The sequence below is a fragment of the Stenotrophomonas sp. STEN038 genome (assembly GCF_056759895.1).
Genome location: NZ_JBRRDW010000010.1, coordinates 34,893 through 55,432 on the forward strand (window position 1 = coordinate 34,893; position 20,540 = coordinate 55,432).

The following is a 20,540-nucleotide window of genomic DNA, read 5'->3' on the forward strand; positions in this document are numbered from 1 at the left end:
ATATCTCCTTAACGACCCAGGAACCACTGGGTCAGCTTCTGGATCACAAAGTCAAAGCCACCCAGCAGCAGGCTCAGCACGATCACCACCACGACCACCACCCACGTCATGCGGATAGCCTCCTGGCGGGTCGGCCACACAACCTTGCGCAGCTCGAAACGGGATTCAGAAAGGAATTCGATTGTCTGACGGCCCTTCGTGGTCAGCATGAATACTGCACCACCGGCCACCAGACCCAAAACCACTGCCAGCGCACGCCACTGGCCGGCCCATGCACCCAGCTGGGCAGTACGCGGCTGATCGGCAAACCAGAACCAGACAAACAAACCAGCCAGCACCAACAGCGCAGCGCCGACGTACTTGACGATATCGCCACCAGAAGACGCGGCGGGCTTGGAATGTTCGATCTTGCTGTTCATCCGACTCTTGTAGCTGGTGCGACCAAGGTCACTGGATAGAGAGTTGCAAATGGCACGCCAGGAGGGACTCGAACCCCCAACCTGCGGTTTTGGAGACCGCTGCTCTGCCAATTGAGCTACTGGCGTAAAACTTGACTATTACACGTCACCTTAGACGGCGAAGGCGGACCGAGGTACCCGGCCCGCCATCCGCGCCGCCAACAGCAGTCACTGCTGGCGCTACAGGCTTATTAAGCGACGATCTTGGCGACCACGCCGGCGCCGACGGTACGGCCACCTTCGCGGATTGCGAAGCGCAGACCTTCGTCCATTGCCACCGGGTTGATCAGGGTGACAACCATCTTCACGTTGTCGCCCGGCATCACCATCTCGACGCCTTCCGGCAGCTCAACCGCACCGGTGATGTCGGTGGTACGGAAGTAGAACTGCGGACGGTAACCCTTGAAGAACGGGGTGTGACGGCCGCCTTCGTCCTTCGACAGAACGTAGACTTCGGCTTCGAACTGGGTGTGCGGCTTGATCGAACCCGGCTTGGCCAGAACCTGGCCACGCTCGACGTCGTCACGCTTGGTGCCGCGCAGCAGCAGACCGGCGTTGTCACCTGCCTGACCCTGGTCCAGCAGCTTGCGGAACATTTCCACGCCGGTGACGGTGGTCTTCTGGACCGGACGGATACCGACGATTTCGATTTCTTCGCCGACCTTGATCACGCCGCGCTCGATACGACCGGTCACCACGGTGCCGCGGCCCGAGATCGAGAACACGTCTTCCACCGGCATCAGGAACGGCTTGTCGACGTCACGCTCCGGGGTCGGGATCCAGCTATCCAGTGCATCGACCAGCTTCAGGATGGCCGGCACGCCGATGTCGCTCTGGTCGCCTTCCAGCGCCATACGAGCCGAACCGTGCACGATCGGGGTGTCGTCGCCCGGGAAGTCGTACTTGCTCAGCAGCTCGCGGACTTCCATTTCGACCAGTTCCAGCAGCTCGGCATCGTCAACCATGTCGGCCTTGTTCAGGAACACGACGATGTACGGCACGCCGACCTGACGCGACAGCAGGATGTGCTCGCGGGTCTGCGGCATCGGACCGTCAGCAGCCGAACAGACCAGGATCGCGCCGTCCATCTGGGCAGCACCGGTGATCATGTTCTTGACGTAGTCAGCATGGCCCGGGCAATCCACGTGGGCGTAGTGACGCGAAGCAGATTCGTACTCAACGTGCGCGGTCGAGATCGTGATACCACGAGCCTTCTCTTCCGGTGCGGCGTCGATCGAGGAGTAATCCTTGAACTCGCCACCGAAGCGCTCTGCACCGATCTTGGTCAGCGCGGCAGTCAGCGTGGTCTTGCCATGATCGACGTGGCCGATGGTGCCGACGTTGACGTGCGGCTTGGTACGCTCGAACTTGCTCTTGGACATGGCTGCTTCTTCTCGGTAACAGGGTTAGTTGTGCACTATCTGCGAAAGATGGTGCTCACGAAAGGAATCGAACCTTCGACCTCCTCCTTACCAAGGAGGTGCTCTACCGACTGAGCTACGTGAGCGAGTTGTCTATTATGCCGTGTTTTTTCGTTTCGTTCAATGGAGCGGGAGACGGGAATCGAACCCGCACCATTAGCTTGGAAGGCTAAGGTTCTACCGTTGAACTACTCCCGCACCGGGAAAACACGTCACAACATAAAACTGGTGGAGGGAGGTGGATTCGAACCACCGAAGGCGTAAGCCAGCAGATTTACAGTCTGCCCCCGTTGGCCGCTTGGGTATCCCTCCATTCCACTCCCTTGTCGAGGACCGCGGCCTTGCCGGTCAGGGGTGGGTGAGCTCGCTATTTTGGTGATCAGCGCCGATGCTGTCAACAGAAATCTTCACATTCGGTGAAATTTCTTTTTCGGCATCGGCGGCGCCGATCACTCGCCGGGCATCTTAATCTTTTCGTCCGCAAAAATCGCCACGTGCGGCACACCATCTGCGCCAATCCAACCGCGATACATGCCTTCCGTATTGAACGGCATCGCAGCCTTGCCATCAGCAGACAACACGATGCCGCCGCCATCACCACCGAGCTCCGGGATGCGCTTGACGATCACTTCATCACCGGCCTGCATCGGTGTTTCCTTCAAGTACTTCATGCGTGCACATATCTCATGCGCCACCGACAGACGGATGTAGTACTCGCCCCAGCCCGTGCCTGAAACCGCGCACTGATCATTGGCATAGGTACCAGCACCGATGATCGGCGAATCACCAACACGTCCATAGCGTTTATTGGTCATTCCACCCGTGGACGTGCCCGCGGCAAGCTTGCCCTGGTTGTCCAGCGCAACCGCACCAACGGTGCCGAAATGCTTGGCGGTTTCCAGATCGGCATGCGCCTGCCCTGCCACCTCTTCCTTCAATGCACGCTGCAACTGCTCCCAGCGCTTCTCGGTACGGAAGTAGGACGGATCCACCAGTTCGATCTTCTGCTCGGCGGCAAACATCTCCGCGCCCTGCCCCACCATCATCACATGTGGCGAATGCTCCATCACCGCGCGCGACAACAGGATCGGGTTCTTGACGGTATGCACGCCGGCGACGGCACCGGCGCGCAGCGTGGCGCCATCCATCAACGAGGCATCCAACTCATTCTTGCCGTCATGGGTGAACACCGCGCCCCGGCCCGCGTTGAAAGTCGGATCGTTTTCCAGCACGGTAATCGCGGCGGTCACCGCATCCAGTGCGGGCTTGCCCGCGACCAATGCCTGATGACCCTGGCGCAGCGCTTCGGTCAATGCCGCGCGGGCGGCACGCTCTTCTGCAGCACTGAAATCCTTGCGCTCCACCCCTGCCCCGCCGTGGATGACCAGCAAGGGAGAGACCTCGGCTGCCGTGGCAGCTCCCGAGGACAGCGACGCCAGGCCCAGCAGTACTGCAGAAGTCAGCTTCATGTTTCTTCACTCCCGAATGGAAGCCCGATTCTAGGCAGGTGCCAGCCACTCTGAACAGTATCCAAAGCAGCAGGTGGTCCCTCCCCGGTTCCAGCCGGAGCCGCGCCACCACCACCGCCCCGCAGCATCGGCGCCAACGAAAAAAGGGGCCGAAGCCCCTTTGATCGGTTGCTCTCACGTACTCAGTTGGGATGCAGCTCCAGCTCGCCATCAACGACACTGGCCATCGCGGTGAAGGCGGCATTGTCGACCTTGAAGCCATCCAGATGCAGGCGACTACCCGCGCCCACGCCCGTGACCGGAACCGAACTGAATTCCAACGGCTCACCATTGCTGAGGCGATCAGCCGTGCGACGCGGCATCACCAGCCATGCATAGCCATCGACCAGCGAGTACACCCGGCCACGCCCATCGGCCTCCACACACAGCGCGGTGTCCTCATCCACGCCGATGCCGACGATGTCGTCCTGGCCCTTGTCCTGGGCAGCGCGGGCGACGAACACGATCAGCCGCCCCAAACGGTCGCGCTTGGCAAAATGCGTATCGGTCACGACGTTGGAGAGGTAGGGCATGGTCAGGAAATCCCGATCCATGGTTACCTCGCTGCCCATCGGGTCGCTCAACGCAGTCGGCGAATTGACACTGCCGCCATCCAGCGCGCCATAGGAATAGCCACCAAGGATGGCCAAGCCCGCACTGGTGCCACCAATCGGCTTGCCCGCGCGGACATGTTCATTGAGCAGCTTGTTGAGCTCGGTGCCCTTCCAGAAGCGGATGTAGCGCGACTGGTCACCACCAGCGATGAAAATCGCATCTGCGCCACGCACCACGCGTAGCACGGCCGGATCATCGGCCGCCTTGCGGCTGTCGAACACCAGCGTCTGCACCGCGGTGACGCCGCCGATGTCGTAGTACAGCTCCTTCTGCATGTTGTCGTCGCCGGAGGCGCGCAGGATCACCACGCGGCCGTGCCCCGCCCGCTCAACCCACCAGTGGAAGGCTTCCGGCACCCAATCACCGCCACCCATCAACATCATCGCCGCCTCGGTCTTGCCCGGGCGCGGCGCATCCAGATCACCCACTTCGTAGTAGCGGTAGCCGGCAGCACTGATGCCGCGCGAATCCTCGGCGTGGACCACGCCCCCCGCAGCAATAGCCGCGATAGCCAGGACCACTCGCCCCAGCCAGGAACTCTTACGTTTCATAGCGCCCTCTACCCGATCCATGTAATCGCTTACAGCTGTAATGCCAGACTTTCTGGCAGTGGTCAAGCGTGTAAAAAAGGTGTTAGATGCAGTGACCCCATTCACATTACAGACAGGGTTGACCGGCATTCCCCTACATGCCGACAGGACAAATCCGGACACTTTTCATCAGAGAGCTGATTCATGCGTAAGCACGCAATGGTGTGTTCAATCCAACTGGCCCTGCTGTCGATGGCCGCCCCCGCCCTGGCGCAGACCGCCACCCAGGGCCAACCGCAACAACTCGACACGGTGCAGGTCACCGGCTCGCGCATCCCGCGCGCCCAGGTAGAAGGCCCGGCACCGGTCACCGTGGTGACGGCTGAGCAGATCAAATCCGCCGGCTTCACCTCGGTGCCGGACGTACTGCGCTCGCTCAGCCAGAACAGCGGCAGCACGCAGGGACAGCAGAACACCACTGGCGCCCAGTCCACGCCTGGCGCACAGGCAGTCGATCTGCGCGGCCTTGGGCCCAACCACACCCTTGTACTGGTCAATGGCCGACGCATCGCCGACTTCCCGCTGCCGCTCAATGGCCGCAGCAACTTCACCGATGTCGGCAACATCCCGCTGGGCATGATCGACCGGATTGAAGTGCTTACCGGCAGCGCCTCGGCGGTGTACGGCTCGGACGCCATGGCCGGCGTCATCAACTTCATCCTCAAGAAGTCCACCGATGGCACCACCTTCGACTACCGCTTTGGCGACACCAGCCGGGGCGGTGGCTCATCGCAAAATTTGACGATCACCACCGGCTTTGAGCAGGACAAGTTCAGCGGCATCGTCGGCGTTGAACTGATCAACAAGCGCCCCCTGTGGGGCACCGACCGCAGCGTGCAGGATTCGACGCTGGATTCGCCTGCTGCAGAACGCCAGCTGCCGCGCCTCATCGCGCAGCTGCAGAACTGGGACGACGACGAAAACATCGCCCCGGCCGACAATTGCGCGGCGATGGCCGGCCTCAACGGCGGCACCACCGTCCTCGCCGAGAACGACTACGGCCCGTATTGCGGCAGCGAACGCGCCATTGCCTATCGCACCATCCAGAATGAGCGCAAAGGCTTCAATGCCTATGGTTCGTTCGAGTACCGCTTCAATGATGCGCTGTCGTGGTTTGCCGATGTCCAGCTTGGCCAGCAGAAGGTCAAGCTGCTGACCGGCACCAACGGCAATGATGTCGCCAGCGACCATATGGGCTGGGAGTTCCACGACCCGAACTCGACCAACAACTACCGCAACAAGATCTTCTACAACGCCACGACTGGAAACAAAGAGAACTGGGCACGCCAGTTCAGCCCAGAGGAAGTGGGCGGCCTTAGAAACCGCATGAACACCACCACCCAGAAGACGTTTGCGGTAACTACCGGCCTCAAGGGCATGTTCGCCGAGGAATGGAATTGGGAAGCCGCCTACAACCACTCACAGTACAAGGCTGACGTAAAAATGCCGCGCATCAAGGCAGCCGCGGCCAATCGTCTGTTCCTGGGCGAACTGCAGGGCTACGACGATGATGGCTACGCGATCTACGCCCCGGATCCGGCGCGGCTGTTCACGCCGCTGACCCAGGCCGAATTTGCCTCGATCGCTGCAATGTCCACGTTCCGCCCGGAAGCCAAGAACGACAACCTCAGCTTCACGGTCGACAACTCATCGCTGTTCTCGATGCCCGCTGGCGATGTCGGCTTTGCAGGCGCTGTGGAATACGGCAAGCAGTCCTATGAGATCAACCCCGATCCACTGGCATTGACCGAAGACGCCTATTACGGCCCGCGCTACGGCGATGGCCATGGCGACCGAGACCACTGGAGTGCGGCCGGCGAATTGCGCGTGCCGTTGGCGTCGACCCTGCAGGCAAGCGTGGCCGGGCGCTATGACCGTTACAGCTTCGGCAACAAGAACCCGGGCAAGTTCACCTACAGCGCCGGCTTGGAGTGGCGTCCGCTGGACACCTTGTTGCTGCGCAGTTCCTACGGCACCGGTTTCCGTGCACCGGACATGCACTACCTGTTTGCCGGGAACGACTACTACCGCACCCGCGCCGCCACCGATTACCTGGCCTGCCGTTCGGACAACACCGGAGCAACAGACGGCGAATGCTACGCCGGCGACCTTGGCGACTACGACGTCAGCACGTTCGACGTCTACAGCGGCAACATGAACCTGGATGAGGAAACCAGCAAATCGTTCTCGGCTGGTTTCGTGTGGTCACCCGTGGCCAACTTCGATCTGGCGGTGGATTACTACAAGATCCAGATCGAGAACCAGGTGCAGACGCAGGACCGCGAGCTGCTTCGCATCACCGAAGCCAACTGCCGCCTGGGCAGCACCGACAGTGGCGCGGCCGTCGACATCAACTCGCCCACCTGCGTGGATGCCTTGGCACGCGTGATCCGCGACGGTGATGGCACCATCACCAGCGTTCGCTTCGGACCGATCAACATCGCCAACGAGGAAACCTCGGGCATCGACGTGGCCGCCAACTACCGTCTGCAGACCGCGAACGCAGGCGATTTCAGCTTCACCGGCCAGTACAACTGGACGCATCGCCACACCCGCCAGCAGTTCCCCGGCGACCCGAAGGAAGACATGCTCGATGTCAGCTTCAGCGCCACCACGCTGCCGCGGGTGAAGTCGAACCTGGGCGTGAGCTGGGACAAGGGTGCCTGGGGCGCCAGCCTGTTCGGCAACTACCTGGGCAAGGTCGCCAACTACGACAACGACGCATGGACCAAAGCAACCTGGCGCTTCAACGCCGGCGCCCGCTACGACATCACTGATCACCTGCGGGTGTCGCTGTCGGTCAACAACCTGTTCGACAAGATGCCGCCGAAGGACCCGACCTGGTCGAATTACCCGTACTACGACACTTCGTGGTTCGACAGCATGGGCCGCAGCTACTACCTGCAGCTCACCTGGAAGTTGGGCGGCAAGGCGCTGTAAGGCCTGGCCCCATGCATTGCCAACAAGGCCCGCCATCGGCGGGCCTTGTTGTTTGTGCGTCCCTTGGTGCTACCACTGACCGACATTCCGGAGGCTACGGGCTTTTTCTCCACAGCCACTGTGTGCAATGGATGGAGAAGACTGTGGACAACTGCGTGCAGGCCTTGCGCTGCAATGCTTTCAGAATGGCGGTGAAATTTTAGCCAATGCACCACAACGAAGGCATGCGGCTTTTTTTTGGTAGGAGCGGCGTAAGCCGCGAAGCACATGCACCATCAGGTTGCGTAGATGCCCTGAGCTTCAGCTATGCAAGCTCCGCGGCTTATGCCGCTCCTACAAAGCAGCTGCCACGCCCATCTTGTGGGAGCGGCGTGAGCCGCGAAGCTCGTACATCATCAGGTTGCGTAGTTGCTCGATGCTTCAGCTATGCCAGCTTCGCGGCGTATGCCGCTCCCACAAGCAAGCGCCGGGCATTGGTATTTCTCCACAACCGCTGTGCGCAATGAATGGAGAAGGCTGTGGACAACTGTGCGCAGGCCTTGCGCCGCAACGGTTTCGAAAACATGGCGAATTATTGGCCACACATCAAACCCTACATACAACAAGGCCCCGCAATGCGGGGCCTTGTTGCTGCAGCAACGTCGCTGGGATCAGACGTTGAAGCGGAAATGCAGCACGTCGCCTTCCTTGACGATGTAGTCCTTGCCTTCCAGGCGCAGGCGGCCGGCTTCCTTGGCGCCCTGCTCACCCTTGAGGTTGATGAAGTCCTCGTAGCTGATGGTTTCGGCGCGGATGAAGCCACGCTCGAAGTCGGTATGGATCACGCCTGCTGCCTGCGGCGCGGTCGAACCGGCACGCAACTGCCATGCGCGGACTTCCTTCACACCTGCGGTGAAGTAGGTCTGCAGGCCGAGCAGCTTGTAGCCGGCACGGATCACGCGGTTCAGGCCCGGCTCTTCCAGACCGAGGTCCTTGAGGAACTCGTCGCGGTCGGCGTCATCCAGCTGCGCCATTTCTTCTTCGATGGCCGCACACACCGGCACCACTTCGGCGCCTTCGGCCGCGGCGCGTGCGCGCACCACGTCCAGCAGCGGATTGTTCTCGAAACCGTCTTCAGCGACGTTGGCGATGTACATCAGCGGCTTCAGCGTGATCAGGAACATGTCACGGATCAGCGCCTTCTCATCGGCATCAAGGCCGGCGGCACGCGCCGACTTGCCCTGATCCAGTGCCGAAGCCAGCTTTTCCAGCACCGGCTTGCGGGCCAGCGCTTCCTTGTCGTTGGCCTTGGCCGCGCGGGTGGCGCGATCCAATGCCTTCAGCACCGATTCCAGGTCGGCCAGCGCCAGCTCGGTATCGATGGTTTCGATATCAGCGATCGGGTCGACCTTGTTGGCCACGTGGATGACGTTGCCGTCTTCGAAGCAACGCACGACGTGGGCGATGGCGTCGGTCTCGCGGATGTGGGCGAGGAACTTGTTGCCCAGGCCTTCACCCTTGGAGGCACCAGCGACCAGACCGGCGATGTCGACGAACTCCATCGTGGTCGGGATCACCCGCTCCGGCTTGACGATTGCCGCCAGCGCATCAAGGCGCGGATCCGGCACCGGCACCACGCCGGTATTCGGCTCGATCGTGCAGAACGGGAAGTTGGCCGCAGCGATACCCGCCTTGGTCAGCGCATTGAACAGGGTCGACTTGCCGACATTGGGCAGACCGACGATGCCGCATTTGATACCCATGCTTGAACTCCCGTGAATGGAAAATCGGGAATGGAGAAGCGGAAGGGCCTGTTGCCGTTCCATTCCCCATTCCCCATTTTTCGCTCACTTGGTGGTGTGCAACCGCTTCATTGCTTCGCTGAAATCGCCAGCTACCGCCAACGGCATCACGTCGATGGCCGCATCGATGGCCTGCGCCATCAGCACCGCGTCGTCCGGCGACGGACGGCCCAGCACCCAACCCACAACGCGGTCCTTGTGACCGGGATGGCCGATGCCAAGACGCAGACGGTGGAACTTGCCATGACCGAGCAGACGGATGGTGTCACGCAGGCCATTCTGGCCACCATGACCGCCGTCAAACTTGAGCCGGGCCACGCCGGGCGGCATGTCCAGTTCGTCGTGTGCAAGCAGGGTTTCTTCCGGCTCGATCTTCCAGAACCGCTGCGCGGCGGTGACCGATTTACCGGCGAGATTCATGTAGGTCGCCGGCTTCAACAGCCATACCGGCTGCCCAGCGATCTCGACCTTGGCGACTTCGCCAAACAATTTGCTTTCCAGCGCCCAGCGCGCACCCTGCCGCTCTGCCAGGGCCTCAACGAAATGAAACCCAGCGTTGTGCCGGGTTCGGGCGTGTTCGGGTCCGGGGTTGCCGAGACCAACGATCAATCGCAAGCCAGTCATCTGTCAGATACACCTGCTGCGCCCGCTCCGGAGAGCGGGCGCAACATAGCCGATTACTCGGCTGCTGCTTCTTCTGCAGCGGCGGTCTTGGCGATGACAACTGCGTCGTCATGGCCCTTGCCCAGCTTCAGTGCCGGAATTTCCACGCCAGCCGGCAGCTTCAGGCCCGACAGGTAGATGATGTCGCCAGCCTTCAGCTCGCCCAGGTCGACTTCGATCGACTCCGGCAGGTCCTTCGGCAAGCAGGCAATCGCCACTTCCTTCAGTTCGTGGGTGACCAGCACGTCGGCAGCCTTGCCAGCCGGCGAGGTGTCTTCGTTGATGAAGGTCAGCGGCACCGAAGCGTGCAGCACTTCATTTTCGTTCACGCGCTGGAAATCCAGGTGCATGACCAGCTGCTTGTACGGGTGACGCTGCATGTCACGCAGCAGCACCTTGTGGATGGTGCCGTCGAGGTTCAGGTCGATGATCGAGGAGTAGAACCAATCGTTGAACTGGGCCAGCCAGATCTCGTTGTGGTTGAACTCGACCTTCACCGGCTCCTTGTTACCGCCGTAAACGATACCCGGGACCACACCGGCATGACGCAGGCGGCGGCTCGCACCCTGACCTTGCACGTCACGACGGGCGACTTTGATTTCGTGGGACTTTGCCATGTTGACTACTCTAGGTTGTTGCACCGCCTCGCGGCGCTGCGTAAAGACTCTTCCGCGACCAGAAGAGCCTGTTGTGATCCCCGGAGAAACCGGGGACCGGATCCATCAATCCACGTACATCGAGCTGACCGACTCACCGAAGGCGATGCGACGCATCGTCTCGGCCAGCATTTCGGCCACGCTGATCTGGCGGATCTTGGGACAGACGCGGGCCACTTCGGAAAGCGGAATCGTGTCGGTCACCACCAGCTCATCGAGCTGGGAGTTGTTCAAATTGTCCACCGCCGGGCCCGAGAGCACGGCGTGGGTGCAGTACGCGGCGACCTTCAGTGCACCGCGCGCCTTGAGGGCAGCAGCGGCAGCACACAGGGTGCCGGCGGTGTCGACGATGTCGTCGACCATCACGCAGGTCTTGCCTTCAACGTCACCGATGATGTTCATCACGGTGGCAACGTTGGCACGCGGGCGGCGCTTGTCGATGATGGCCAGGTCGGCATCATCCAGGCGCTTTGCCACGGCGCGGGCGCGTACCACGCCACCTACGTCCGGGCTGACCACGATCAGGTTGTCGGTGCCGTAGACGCGCCAGATGTCGGCCAGCAACAGCGGCGACGCATAGACGTTATCGACCGGCATGTCGAAGAAACCCTGGATCTGATCGGCGTGCAGGTCGACCGTGAGGATCTGGTCGGTGTGCACGGCCGAGAACATCTTTGCAGCAACCTTTGCGGTGATCGGCACGCGCGAGGAGCGCATGCGGCGATCCTGGCGGGCGTAACCGAAGTACGGCACCACCGCGGTGACGGACGCGGCGCTCGCACGCTTGAGCGCGTCGATGATCACCAGCAGTTCCATCAGGTTCTCGGCGCTCGGAGCACCGGTCGGCTGAACGACGAAAACGTCCTGCTTGCGCACGTTTTCCTGGATCTCGACCTGTACTTCACCGTCGGAGAACTTGGAAACCAGCGCCTTGCCCGGCCTTACCCCGAGTTCCTTGCAGATGCTCTGTGCAAGAGGTTTGTTGGCATTGCCGGAAAAGACCAGCAGGTTCGGGGAATCTTGCATGACAGCTCTCTCGGGCGGGGGCGAGTAGCAAAATGGAAACGTGAGTACTGCAGTGATGGCGCAGGTGTGGCAGGCGCACATCCATTGCGCTTACAGCGTTGGGAGTGTGTGGCAGGGGCGGTAGGATTCGAACCTACGAATGCCAGGATCAAAACCTGGTGCCTTGGGCCTCTTGGCGACGCCCCTGCATCAAACAATTCCCGTCGTTTCCAGCGCATCGAGCAGTGGCGAGCGATCAACACCCGCAGCCACCCAAGCTCGCAGTTGCGACGGCAACTCCGCCAAAGCCTGCTCTGCAGCAGCGCGTGTGGCGAACTCGACGAAACAACCGCTTCCCGACCCCGTGAGTCGTGCCCGACCAATACCTGACAAGGCCTGGAACGTCGCCTCGATGGCGGGTTCCTGGCGCCGTAGTACCGGCTCGAACGCATTTCCGAGGACGGTCCCGGAAGCGAAGTCCGCTATTTTCACGGGCTTGGCATCCCGCGTCAAATGCTGTGAACGGAAAAGTTCAGCCGTGGGCACATGAACCCCCGGATCCACCAGCAAATACCATGCTTCCGGCAATTCAATCGGGGTCAGCAATTCGCCCACGCCCTCGGCCCAGGCGCTGCGCCCGCGCACAAATACCGGTACATCGGCGCCCAGACGCACGCCAAGCGCTGCCAGCGCATCCTCGTCCAGGCCGGTGCCCCATAGCGCGTTCAGCGCCACCAGCACGGTTGCCGCATCGGAGGAGCCGCCACCAAAGCCGCCGCCGGCCGGAATCCGCTTATCGACCCGGATATCGACACCTTGATCGCAATTGGTGGCATTTTTCAGCGCGATAGCCGCACGAACCACCAGGTCATCGGCCTCGGCAACGCCTGCCACGGACGGGCCATCGCGGCGCACCTGACCGTCTTCACGCAGACGCAGGCCGATACGATCGCCCCAATCCAGCAGCCGGAATACGGTCTGCAGCACGTGGTAACCGTCAGCGCGACGGCCGGTGATATGCAGGAACAGATTCAGCTTGGCCGGAGCCGGCCAGTACGACCAGCCCGCAGCATCGTCAACGGTGCTCATGCTGCGTCCGTACCCCATTCATCCACAATCAGACGAACCTTGGCATCGCCATTGACCGCCTCGATCCGGCGCGGCAGCGACGGACGCCCCGCCTCGGCCGGGTACCAATCCAGGTAATCCACCTGCCAGCCCTGCTGGCGCAGCACCCGCGGCCGACCTTCGGCGTCGAAACCGAGGTGCTCCGGGCTGGCGCCGGCGCTGGGCAGACCACGCACCCACTCCGCCAGCTGGGCGACCGGGATTTCCCAACCAGTGGCCTGCAACAGCAGCTGGCCGGCGTCATCGGCCGTGCGCGGGCCGCCTTCCAGCCCTTCCAGACGCACCGCCTGCCCGGGCTCACCACCACTGAGCTGCCAGCTCTGGCGGGTAACCGGCGCGGCCAGGCTGACCTGGTAGGCCGGCCCTTGCTGCAGCCAGTCGATCCGGCCATTGCCGCCGTTGCGCCCCTTGCTGATCGCCACCCGCCCCTGGAACGACCAGTTCAGTTGCGCCTGCAAGGCCGCCTGCCGTTGCTGCTCCGCCGCCTGTGCCTGCGCGGACACCTGCGCCACTTCCGCCGCTACCGGCGCCGCCTGACGCTTGGGCACCGAACCGCAGGCCGCGAGCGCACCTACCACCAGCAGCGCCAACGGCGCCCGCCACATCATTACGTTCATACACCCAACTTTTCGATCGCACGCTGCAGCGCGCGGTTGTCCGGATCCAGCTTGCGGGCCTCGTCGAAGTAGCGCCGGGCTTCATCTTTCTGTCCCAGCACCCACAGCACTTCGCCTACGTGCGCAGCGATCTCCGGGTCCTTGTTCAAGGTCCAGGCGCGGCGCAGATGCACCAGTGCCTCGTCGTTGCGGCCCAGGCGATACAACACCCAACCGTAGCTGTCGACGATGGCGGCATTGTCCGGCTCGGCCACGCGCGCACGGTCAATCAGCTCCAATGCCTCCTGGTAGCGCTGGGTGCGGTCCGCCAGGGTGTAGCCCAGCGCATTCAGTGCAGCCACGTTCTCGGGCTCGGCAACCAGTACCTTGCGCAGGTCAGCCTCGGCGCGCGGCACATTGTCATTGCGCTCCCAGGCCAGCGCGCGGGCGTACAGCAAGGCACTGTCATCCGGGAACGCGGCCAGGCCACGCGCCAGCACGTCGAACTCAGCCTTGGTTTCACCATCACGCAGCTGCAGCTCGGATTCGAGCAGATAGGCGTCGCGGCGCACATCGTCGTCCAGCGAGGCATCGGCCTGCACCGCCTGCACTTCCTTGGCAGCCCGCGTCTTGTCACCCATCAGGTGCAGCGCATTGACCGCACGCAGCTGCGCCTCACCGCGATGCTCGCCACCGGGCACGCCGTGATACCAATCCACGGCCTCCTGGTAGCGCTTCAGGTATTCGGCGATCTTGCCCAGCAGCAGGCGCTGGTCCGGATCGGGCTTGCTGGCCTTGGCCGCGATGTCCTGGTACAGCGCCAACAGCCCGGCATCGTCCTTCTGTTTGGCCAGCAGCGAGGCTCGCATACCCCAGCTCTGCAGGTTCTGCTCACCTACCGACAGCACATGCTCGGCGGCCGCGGTTTCACCCAGCGTGTCGTAGGCGATAGCCAGCGCACCGCGCAGCTCGTCGTCCTTCTCGGCCTTGGGCTCGATGCCCTTGAGCAGGGCCAGCGCCTCGTCCTTCCTGCCGGCCTGGTTGAGCTGGGAAGCATGCAGCAGCGCCACCCGCGGCTCATCCGGGAAGCGCCGGACCACCTCGCCCACCATCCGCCGCGACAGTTCCGGGCTCTCCATGCGCAGGGCCAGCCGACCAAATTCCTGCCAGGCCTCCAGGTCATTTGGGATCGCATTGGCATCCACCAGCATGCCCAGTACCTGTGCCGGCACCGCCGGGTCACGGCCACCGGTAGCCAGCGCCAGCAGCGCATAGCGCCAGGCGCGCGGTTCAGGTGAACGCAACACCGCCAACAATTCCTTGCGGGCCAGCTTGGCATCGCCATTGCGCATGGCCAGCGCGCCGCGGGTGCCACGCACCGCTACCGAGCCGGGGTCGCGCTGCGCCCACAGGGCCAGCGCCTGTTCGGCACGGTCGGCGTCATCGGCCAGCATGGCGATGCGGGTGGCGCGTTCAGCCAGGCCTACGTCGCCCTTGGCCTCCTGGGCGGCCTGCAGGTACCAGCGGGCGGCATCGGGCAACTTGCCAGCCTGCAGCGAGAATTCACCGGCCAGCACCGGGGTCAGCGGCAGGCCTTCAGCCGCCAACGGCGCCCGAATCGGCGCAGCCGGGGCCGCCAGCACCGGAAAAACCGGCAGGGAAAGCAACAGAACGGTGCATATGCGATTGAATACGGGCATCTGACGCAACCGGGCCGTAAAATGGCGGCCTTCAACAGCCAGCAGCTTATCGCAAGCAACTGAACAGATGACCCTGTGGGTGCTCGGACTGAATCACCAGACTGCGCCGGTAGAACTGCGCGAACGCGCTGCCTTTGGCGGAGACGCCTTGCCGCGCGCGATGGATTCATTGCGGCAGACCCCGCAACTGGCCGAGGCGGTATTGCTGTCCACCTGCAACCGCACCGAGTTGTATGCCGTTGCCGAGGACAGCAAGGCCCTGAGCCATTGGCTGGAACACCATGCAGGCAGCCTGCAGGGCTATCTCTACCAGCACAGCGACGGTGAAGCCGTACGCCACCTGTTCCGGGTCGCCACCGGCCTGGACTCGATGGTGCTGGGCGAGCCGCAGATCCTGGGCCAGGTAAAAGATGCCTGGGCATTGGCCCACGACAGCGGCGCAATCGGGCAACAATTGGACCGGTTGTTCCAGCAGACCTTCTCCGTGGCCAAGCGTGCCCGCACCGACACCCGCGTCGGCGCCAACCCAATCTCGGTGGCCTCCACCGCGGTGCGGCTGGCGCAGGACTCGTTTGCGCGCATGGACGAATCCACCGTGCTGCTGGTCGGTGCTGGCGAAACCATGGAGCTGGTCGCCAAGCATCTGAGCGATGCCAAGGTGAAGCGCCTGCTCATCGCCAATCGCACCCTGGCCAATGCCCAGGACTTGGCCAGCCGGCACGGCGGCGTGGCGCTGCCCTTGACCGAGCTGGAGCGCCATCTGGGCGAAGCCGACGTGGTGTTCTCGGCCACCGCCGCGCGCGAGCCGGTGATCCTGCACCGCCAGGTCGCCAACGCGCTGCGCCTGCGCCGACACAAGCCGATGCTGCTGTTCGACCTGGCCGTACCGCGCGATATCGACGCCGAGGTGGGCACGCTGGCCGACGCCTATCTGTACACCGTGGATGACCTGGAACGGGCGGTGGAAGAGAACCGCCGCGGCCGCCGCGAAGCCGCCGCCGAGGCCGAATCCATCATCGACCTGCAGGTCACCCGCTACTTGGAAAACCTGCGCGCCGCTCGCCTGCAGGCGCCGATCCGGCAGCTACGCGCATTCGGCGAGGCCACCCGCGCCGAGCTGCTGGCCAAGGCCCGGCAGCAGCTGGCACATGGCAAACTGCCCGACGAAGTACTGGAGCAGCTGGCGCACGGCCTGACCAACCGCCTGCTGCACCCACCCACCGCCGCCCTGCGCCAAGCCGCGCAGGATGGCGATACCGATCTCACCCGCGCCGCCGAGCGCCTGTTCCCGGCCACCCCCGGGTATCACCACCCTGTTGCGAGGAATGATGACGCCGACCCTGCGCCGTAAGCTGCTGGCACTGGCCGAGCGCCGAGAAGAACTGGAACGCCTGCTTTCCGACCCCGACGTGGTCGCCGACAACGAGCGCTTCCGCAATTTTTCCCGTGAGTTCTCGCAACTGGAACCCATCGCCACCGCGCTGGCCAACGAAGCCCGTGCGCTCGATGATCTGGCCTCGGCCGAAGCCATGCGCGCCGATCCGGAGCTGCGCGAGCTGGCCGAGGAAGAAATCAGCGCGGCGCAGGCCCGCCTGCAGGCACTGGACGAGGAACTGGCACTGCTGCTGGTACCGCGCGACCCGCGCGACGAAGGCAATCTGTTCCTGGAAGTACGCGCTGGCACCGGCGGTGACGAAGCTGCAATTTTTGCCGGCGACCTGTTCCGAATGTACGCCCGCTATGCCGAGCGCCAGGGCTGGAAGGTGGAAATCGAATCCGACAATCCCGGCGAGCATGGCGGCTACAAGGAAATCGTGGCACGCGTGGTTGGCCGCGGCGCCTATTCCAAGCTGAAGTTCGAATCCGGCACCCACCGCGTGCAGCGCGTGCCAGCCACCGAATCGCAGGGCCGCATCCATACCTCGGCAGCGACGGTGGCGATCATCCCCGAAGCCGACGATGTCGAAGACGTGGTGATCAACCCTGCCGACCTGCGCGTGGACACCTACCGCTCCTCCGGTGCCGGCGGCCAGCACGTCAACAAGACCGAGTCGGCGATCCGCATCACCCACGTCCCCACCGGCGTGGTGGTGGAGTGCCAGACCGAGCGCAGCCAGCACGCCAACCGCGACAAGGCAATGAAACGCCTGAAGGCGCAGTTGCTGGATGCCGAGCGCAGCAAGCAGGCCGCAGCACAGGCTGAATCGCGCCGCCTGCAGGTAGGCAGTGGCGACCGCAGCCAGCGCATCCGCACTTACAGCTTCCCGCAGGGCCGCATCACCGATCACCGCGTCGAAGGCCTCACCCTGTACGACCTGCCCAACATCATCGAAGGCGGCCTGGACGACCTGATCGCGCGCCTGCAGCACGAGCATCAGGTGGATGAGCTGGCGCGATTGGCTGAAGGGACGTAACGCCACCCATCCCTTGCGCGTAGCGCAGGCATTGCTCCCTCCCTTATGCGCAGCATAGGGGAGGGCTGGGGAGGGGTAGCTTTGGCTTTGGCTTTGGCTTTGGCTTTGGCAGCTGCCCCTGGACTTGGCCATAGTCGCCAGCCCAGAGCAAAATCAAAAACCACCCCTCCCCGACCCTCCCCTGCGCTACGCGCAAGGGAGGGAGCAAAGTCAGCACAATGACCAACGCTCTCAACGAACGCGACCAGCTCCGCCATGCCGTCACCCGCCAACCCGGTGACTTCATCGCCTGGGTGATGCTGGCCGACGCAGAACTTGGCGCGGGCGATATACGTGCGGGCGAAGCAGCTGCATCGCGAGCACTGCAACTTCGCCCCGAGCACCCCGAGGCCCTCGCCCGCCTCGGCCGCGCCCGCTGGATGCAGGGCAAGCACGACGACGCAGCGGCACTGTTGCAGCGCGCCTGCCAGCTCGCTCCCCAGCATCCGGGCATGGCCTTGTGGCTGGGTCACGTACTGGAAGATGCCAATCAGCCCGAAGCCGCCGCCGACGCCTATCGACGCGCACATGCCCTGGCACCGTACGAAGCCTATATGGCCGCGCAGCGCCTGAACTGGCAGCGGCGGCTCTGCGACTGGCGCGATATCGATGCGCTCTCGCAGCAGGTGCGGCGCGCGGTCGCACAAGGCAATCCCGCCGTGGAGCCCTTCGCCTTTCTCAGCGAAGACGCCAGCGCCGCCGAACAACTGGCCTGTGCCCGGCAACGCGCCAGTGTGCTGGCACAAGCCATTCCGCGCCTGCCTGCAACGCAGCTGCGTGCACACGGCGCGCTCCGCGTCGGCTTCCTTTCCAACGGTTTCGGCGCACACCCGACCGGCCTGCTGACGGTCGCCCTGTTCGAGCAGCTGCGCGCGCAGCCGCAATTGCAGGTGCACCTGTTCGCGCTCAACCGCGACGATGGCAGCAGCATCCGCCAACGCCTGCAGGCCGCTGCCGAACAACTGCACGACGTCAGCGGCCAAGCACATGCGGCGATTGCGCAGCGCATCCGCGCGGCTGGCATCGACCTGCTGTTCGATCTGCGCGGCTGGGGTGGCGGTGGCACACCCGAAGTACTGGCCATGCGCCCTGCTCCGCTGCAGTTGAACTGGCTGGCCTACCCCGGCACCTCTGGTGCGCCGTGGATCGACTACGTCGTCGCCGATGCGTTCGTGCTGCCGCCCGTCCTTGAATCAGGCTTCAGCGAAAAAGTGCTGCGCCTGCCGCGCGCCTTCCAGCCCTCGGACAACACACGCCTCGTTCAATCACCGCCCTCGCGCAATGACTGTGGCCTGCCGGAAACCGGCGTGGTGTTCTGCTGCTTCAACAATAGTTACAAGCTCAACCCACGCAGCGTCGAGCGCCTGTTGCAGGTGCTGCTTGGCGTGCCCGGCAGCGTGCTGTGGTTGTTGTCGGGGCCAGGCAAGGCTGACCAGCGCCTGCTGGAAGTCGCCCGCCAACGCGGCGTGGATGCAGCACGACTGGTGTTCATGCGCAAACTACCGCATCCGCAGTATCTGGCCCGCTACCGGCATGCCGATATGTTCCTGGACACACATCCGTACAACGCCCACACCACCGCCTCCGACGCGCTATGGGCTGGTTGCCCGGTGTTGACCTCGCCGGGAAACACGTTTGCCGCGCGGGTCGCGGGCAGTCTCAACCATCACCTCGGCATGGATGACATGAATGTCGCCGATGACCAGGCCTTCGTCGCCAAGGCAATCGCCTTGGGTAATGATGCCGAGGCCCTGCAGGCCTCGCGCCAAAGGCTGGCCGAGGCGCGCGAGCGCAGCAGCCTGTTCGACATGGCCGGCTTCGCCAACGACCTCGCCCAACTGCTGCAACAGCTGGCCAGCAAGCATGGCTGGCACGGCGCAGACATTGGCTGACATGCGATTGGGTTAGGCTCGGCACTCCACAAGGAGTGACCATGGGCAAGCTCAAGCGCAAGGCGTACGAACAGTTGCTGGAACCGATGCAGCTGGAATTGGCCAACATGGCACGCTGGGCCCAGCACTGCGGCCAGCGCGTGCTGGTGCTGTTCGAAGGCCGCGACACCGCCGGCAAGGGCGGCGTCATCCAGGACATCGCCAAGCACGTCAACCCGCGCCAGTGCCGGGTGGTCGCCTTGCCAAAGCCCAGCGAGCGCGAAGACAGCCAGTGGTATTTCCAGCGCCATGTCGCGCACCTGCCCGCCGCAGGCGAGATCGTGCTGATGGACCGCAGCTGGTACAACCGCGCCGGCGTGGAGAAGGTGATGGGCTACTGCACCGATGCGCAGTACAAGGCCTTTCTCAAGCAGACGCCGGCGTTCGAGAAGCTGCTGGTCGACGATGGCATCCTGCTGTTCAAATACTGGCTGTGCGTGGACCAGGAGCAGCAGGAAAAGCGCTTTGCCGAGCGCCGCGACGATCCACTCAAGGGTTGGAAGCTGTCACCGATCGATCTGAAATCGCGGCAGGAATACAACGCCTACACGCAGGCCCGCGAAGCCATGCTGGAGGCCACGCACACCGCACAGGCACCGTGGACGCTGGTGGACTTCAATGACCAGAAGCGCGGCCGCCTGACCCTGATACGCGACCTGCTGGATCGCCTGCCGGATACCCACATCGGCGAACCGGTGGTCGAACTACCGCCGCTGCCAGGCAAGCCGAAGAAAGAAAAGTACGGGGTGGTGAAGCCGATTGCGCCGTTTGCCGTGGACGAAGAAGCAGTCAAGCCATAACGCGCCTCCGGCTCCCTGTAGTGCCGAGCCATGCTCGGCAGGAGCTTTCCCGGCAATGCCCCAAATTGCTGCCCTCACCCCAACCCCTCTCCCGTGAACGGGAGAGGGGCTTGTAGTGCCGAGCCATGCTCGGCAGGGGCATTCCCAGCCATGCCGCAGGAGTTGTAAGTGCGGCGTAAGCCGCGAAGCTGACATTGCGCGGAGAGCTGAAAAGCTCCCCCTCCCCAACCCTCCCCTTCGCTACGCGAAAGGGAGGGAGTAGCAGCGGCACCGCGGCCATCTGACAGATGCCGAG

General features: G+C 63.4%; 16 protein-coding genes and 5 tRNA genes. 5 read left to right on the forward strand and 16 right to left on the reverse strand.

Features of this window, described 5'->3' with window-relative positions:
* Positions 1-8 precede the first annotated feature (8 nt).
* The 8 genes from secE to ACVOLS_RS06075 all read right to left on the reverse strand — a co-directional run bounded on the left by secE (position 9) and on the right by ACVOLS_RS06075 (position 4,574).
* Positions 9-419 (reverse strand): preprotein translocase subunit SecE, encoded by a 411-nt coding sequence (secE, locus tag ACVOLS_RS06040; RefSeq protein ID WP_481544869.1) that lies wholly within the window; start codon positions 417-419, stop codon positions 9-11.
* Positions 420-469: 50 nt separating this feature from the next.
* Positions 470-545 (reverse strand) — tRNA-Trp (locus ACVOLS_RS06045).
* A 104-nt stretch (positions 546-649) separates the two neighbouring features.
* The gene (gene tuf / locus ACVOLS_RS06050; RefSeq protein ID WP_481544865.1) at positions 650-1,840 is read right to left on the reverse strand and encodes an elongation factor Tu; all 1,191 of its coding nucleotides are present in this window, start codon (positions 1,838-1,840) and stop codon (positions 650-652) included.
* A gap of 49 nt (positions 1,841-1,889) precedes the next feature.
* Positions 1,890-1,965: transfer RNA gene (locus ACVOLS_RS06055), tRNA-Thr, on the reverse strand.
* Between the two features lie 38 nt (positions 1,966-2,003).
* A tRNA-Gly gene (locus ACVOLS_RS06060) sits at positions 2,004-2,077 on the reverse strand.
* 28 nt (positions 2,078-2,105) lie between these two features.
* A tRNA-Tyr gene (locus ACVOLS_RS06065) sits at positions 2,106-2,191 on the reverse strand.
* 137 nt (positions 2,192-2,328) lie between these two features.
* Positions 2,329-3,348, reverse strand: a complete 1,020-nt coding sequence (locus ACVOLS_RS06070) for an isoaspartyl peptidase/L-asparaginase family protein (protein ID WP_481544870.1) — start codon at positions 3,346-3,348, stop codon at positions 2,329-2,331.
* A gap of 182 nt (positions 3,349-3,530) precedes the next feature.
* Entirely contained in the window at positions 3,531-4,574 is a 1,044-nt protein-coding gene (locus tag ACVOLS_RS06075) for a cyanophycinase (RefSeq protein WP_481544871.1), read from the reverse strand.
* A gap of 162 nt (positions 4,575-4,736) precedes the next feature.
* Between ACVOLS_RS06075 and ACVOLS_RS06080 the strand changes: the two genes are divergently transcribed.
* Positions 4,737-7,532: a TonB-dependent receptor plug domain-containing protein gene (locus tag ACVOLS_RS06080; protein ID WP_481544872.1), complete on the forward strand. Its 2,796-nt coding sequence runs from the start codon at positions 4,737-4,739 to the stop codon at positions 7,530-7,532.
* A 650-nt stretch (positions 7,533-8,182) separates the two neighbouring features.
* On the opposite strand, the gene ychF is transcribed toward ACVOLS_RS06080, so the two are convergent.
* From ychF to ACVOLS_RS06120, 8 genes are all read right to left on the reverse strand, one after another.
* A complete protein-coding gene (gene ychF, locus ACVOLS_RS06085; protein ID WP_296252459.1) occupies positions 8,183-9,274 on the reverse strand; it encodes a redox-regulated ATPase YchF in 1,092 nt (363 codons plus the stop codon).
* 84 nt (positions 9,275-9,358) lie between these two features.
* Positions 9,359-9,937, reverse strand: a complete 579-nt coding sequence (pth, locus tag ACVOLS_RS06090; protein WP_481544873.1) for an aminoacyl-tRNA hydrolase — start codon at positions 9,935-9,937, stop codon at positions 9,359-9,361.
* 53 nt (positions 9,938-9,990) lie between these two features.
* Positions 9,991-10,593 carry a 50S ribosomal protein L25/general stress protein Ctc gene (locus tag ACVOLS_RS06095; RefSeq protein WP_346498822.1) on the reverse strand — a complete coding sequence of 201 codons (603 nt, stop codon included), beginning with the start codon at positions 10,591-10,593 and terminating at the stop codon, positions 9,991-9,993.
* A 105-nt stretch (positions 10,594-10,698) separates the two neighbouring features.
* Positions 10,699-11,658: a ribose-phosphate diphosphokinase gene (locus tag ACVOLS_RS06100; protein WP_282267136.1), complete on the reverse strand. Its 960-nt coding sequence runs from the start codon at positions 11,656-11,658 to the stop codon at positions 10,699-10,701.
* A 109-nt stretch (positions 11,659-11,767) separates the two neighbouring features.
* Positions 11,768-11,844: transfer RNA gene (locus ACVOLS_RS06105), tRNA-Gln, on the reverse strand.
* A gap of 3 nt (positions 11,845-11,847) precedes the next feature.
* Positions 11,848-12,726, reverse strand: coding sequence for a 4-(cytidine 5'-diphospho)-2-C-methyl-D-erythritol kinase (ispE, locus tag ACVOLS_RS06110; protein WP_481544874.1), 879 nt, complete (start codon positions 12,724-12,726; stop codon positions 11,848-11,850).
* Positions 12,723-13,382: a lipoprotein insertase outer membrane protein LolB gene (gene lolB, locus ACVOLS_RS06115; protein WP_481544875.1), complete on the reverse strand. Its 660-nt coding sequence runs from the start codon at positions 13,380-13,382 to the stop codon at positions 12,723-12,725. The genes ispE and lolB overlap by 4 nt, the downstream gene beginning before the upstream one ends.
* Positions 13,379-15,061, reverse strand: a complete 1,683-nt coding sequence (locus ACVOLS_RS06120; protein ID WP_481544876.1) for a tetratricopeptide repeat protein — start codon at positions 15,059-15,061, stop codon at positions 13,379-13,381. Before ACVOLS_RS06120 ends, lolB begins: the two co-directional genes overlap by 4 nt.
* 67 nt (positions 15,062-15,128) lie before the next feature.
* On the opposite strand from ACVOLS_RS06120, the gene hemA reads away from it, so the two are divergent.
* From hemA to ppk2, 4 genes are all read left to right on the forward strand, one after another.
* Positions 15,129-16,412, forward strand: a complete 1,284-nt coding sequence (hemA, locus tag ACVOLS_RS06125; protein WP_481544877.1) for a glutamyl-tRNA reductase — start codon at positions 15,129-15,131, stop codon at positions 16,410-16,412.
* Complete coding sequence (gene prfA, locus ACVOLS_RS06130) at positions 16,390-17,475, forward strand: peptide chain release factor 1 (protein ID WP_481544878.1); 1,086 nt, start codon at positions 16,390-16,392, stop codon at positions 17,473-17,475. The genes hemA and prfA overlap by 23 nt, the downstream gene beginning before the upstream one ends.
* Before the next feature lie 218 nt (positions 17,476-17,693).
* The gene (locus tag ACVOLS_RS06135; protein WP_481544879.1) at positions 17,694-19,406 is read left to right on the forward strand and encodes an O-linked N-acetylglucosamine transferase, SPINDLY family protein; all 1,713 of its coding nucleotides are present in this window, start codon (positions 17,694-17,696) and stop codon (positions 19,404-19,406) included.
* Between the two features lie 41 nt (positions 19,407-19,447).
* On the forward strand, positions 19,448-20,245 hold the full coding sequence (gene ppk2 / locus ACVOLS_RS06140; protein ID WP_481544880.1) for a polyphosphate kinase 2: 798 nt from the start codon (positions 19,448-19,450) through the stop codon (positions 20,243-20,245).
* Positions 20,246-20,540 lie beyond the last annotated feature (295 nt).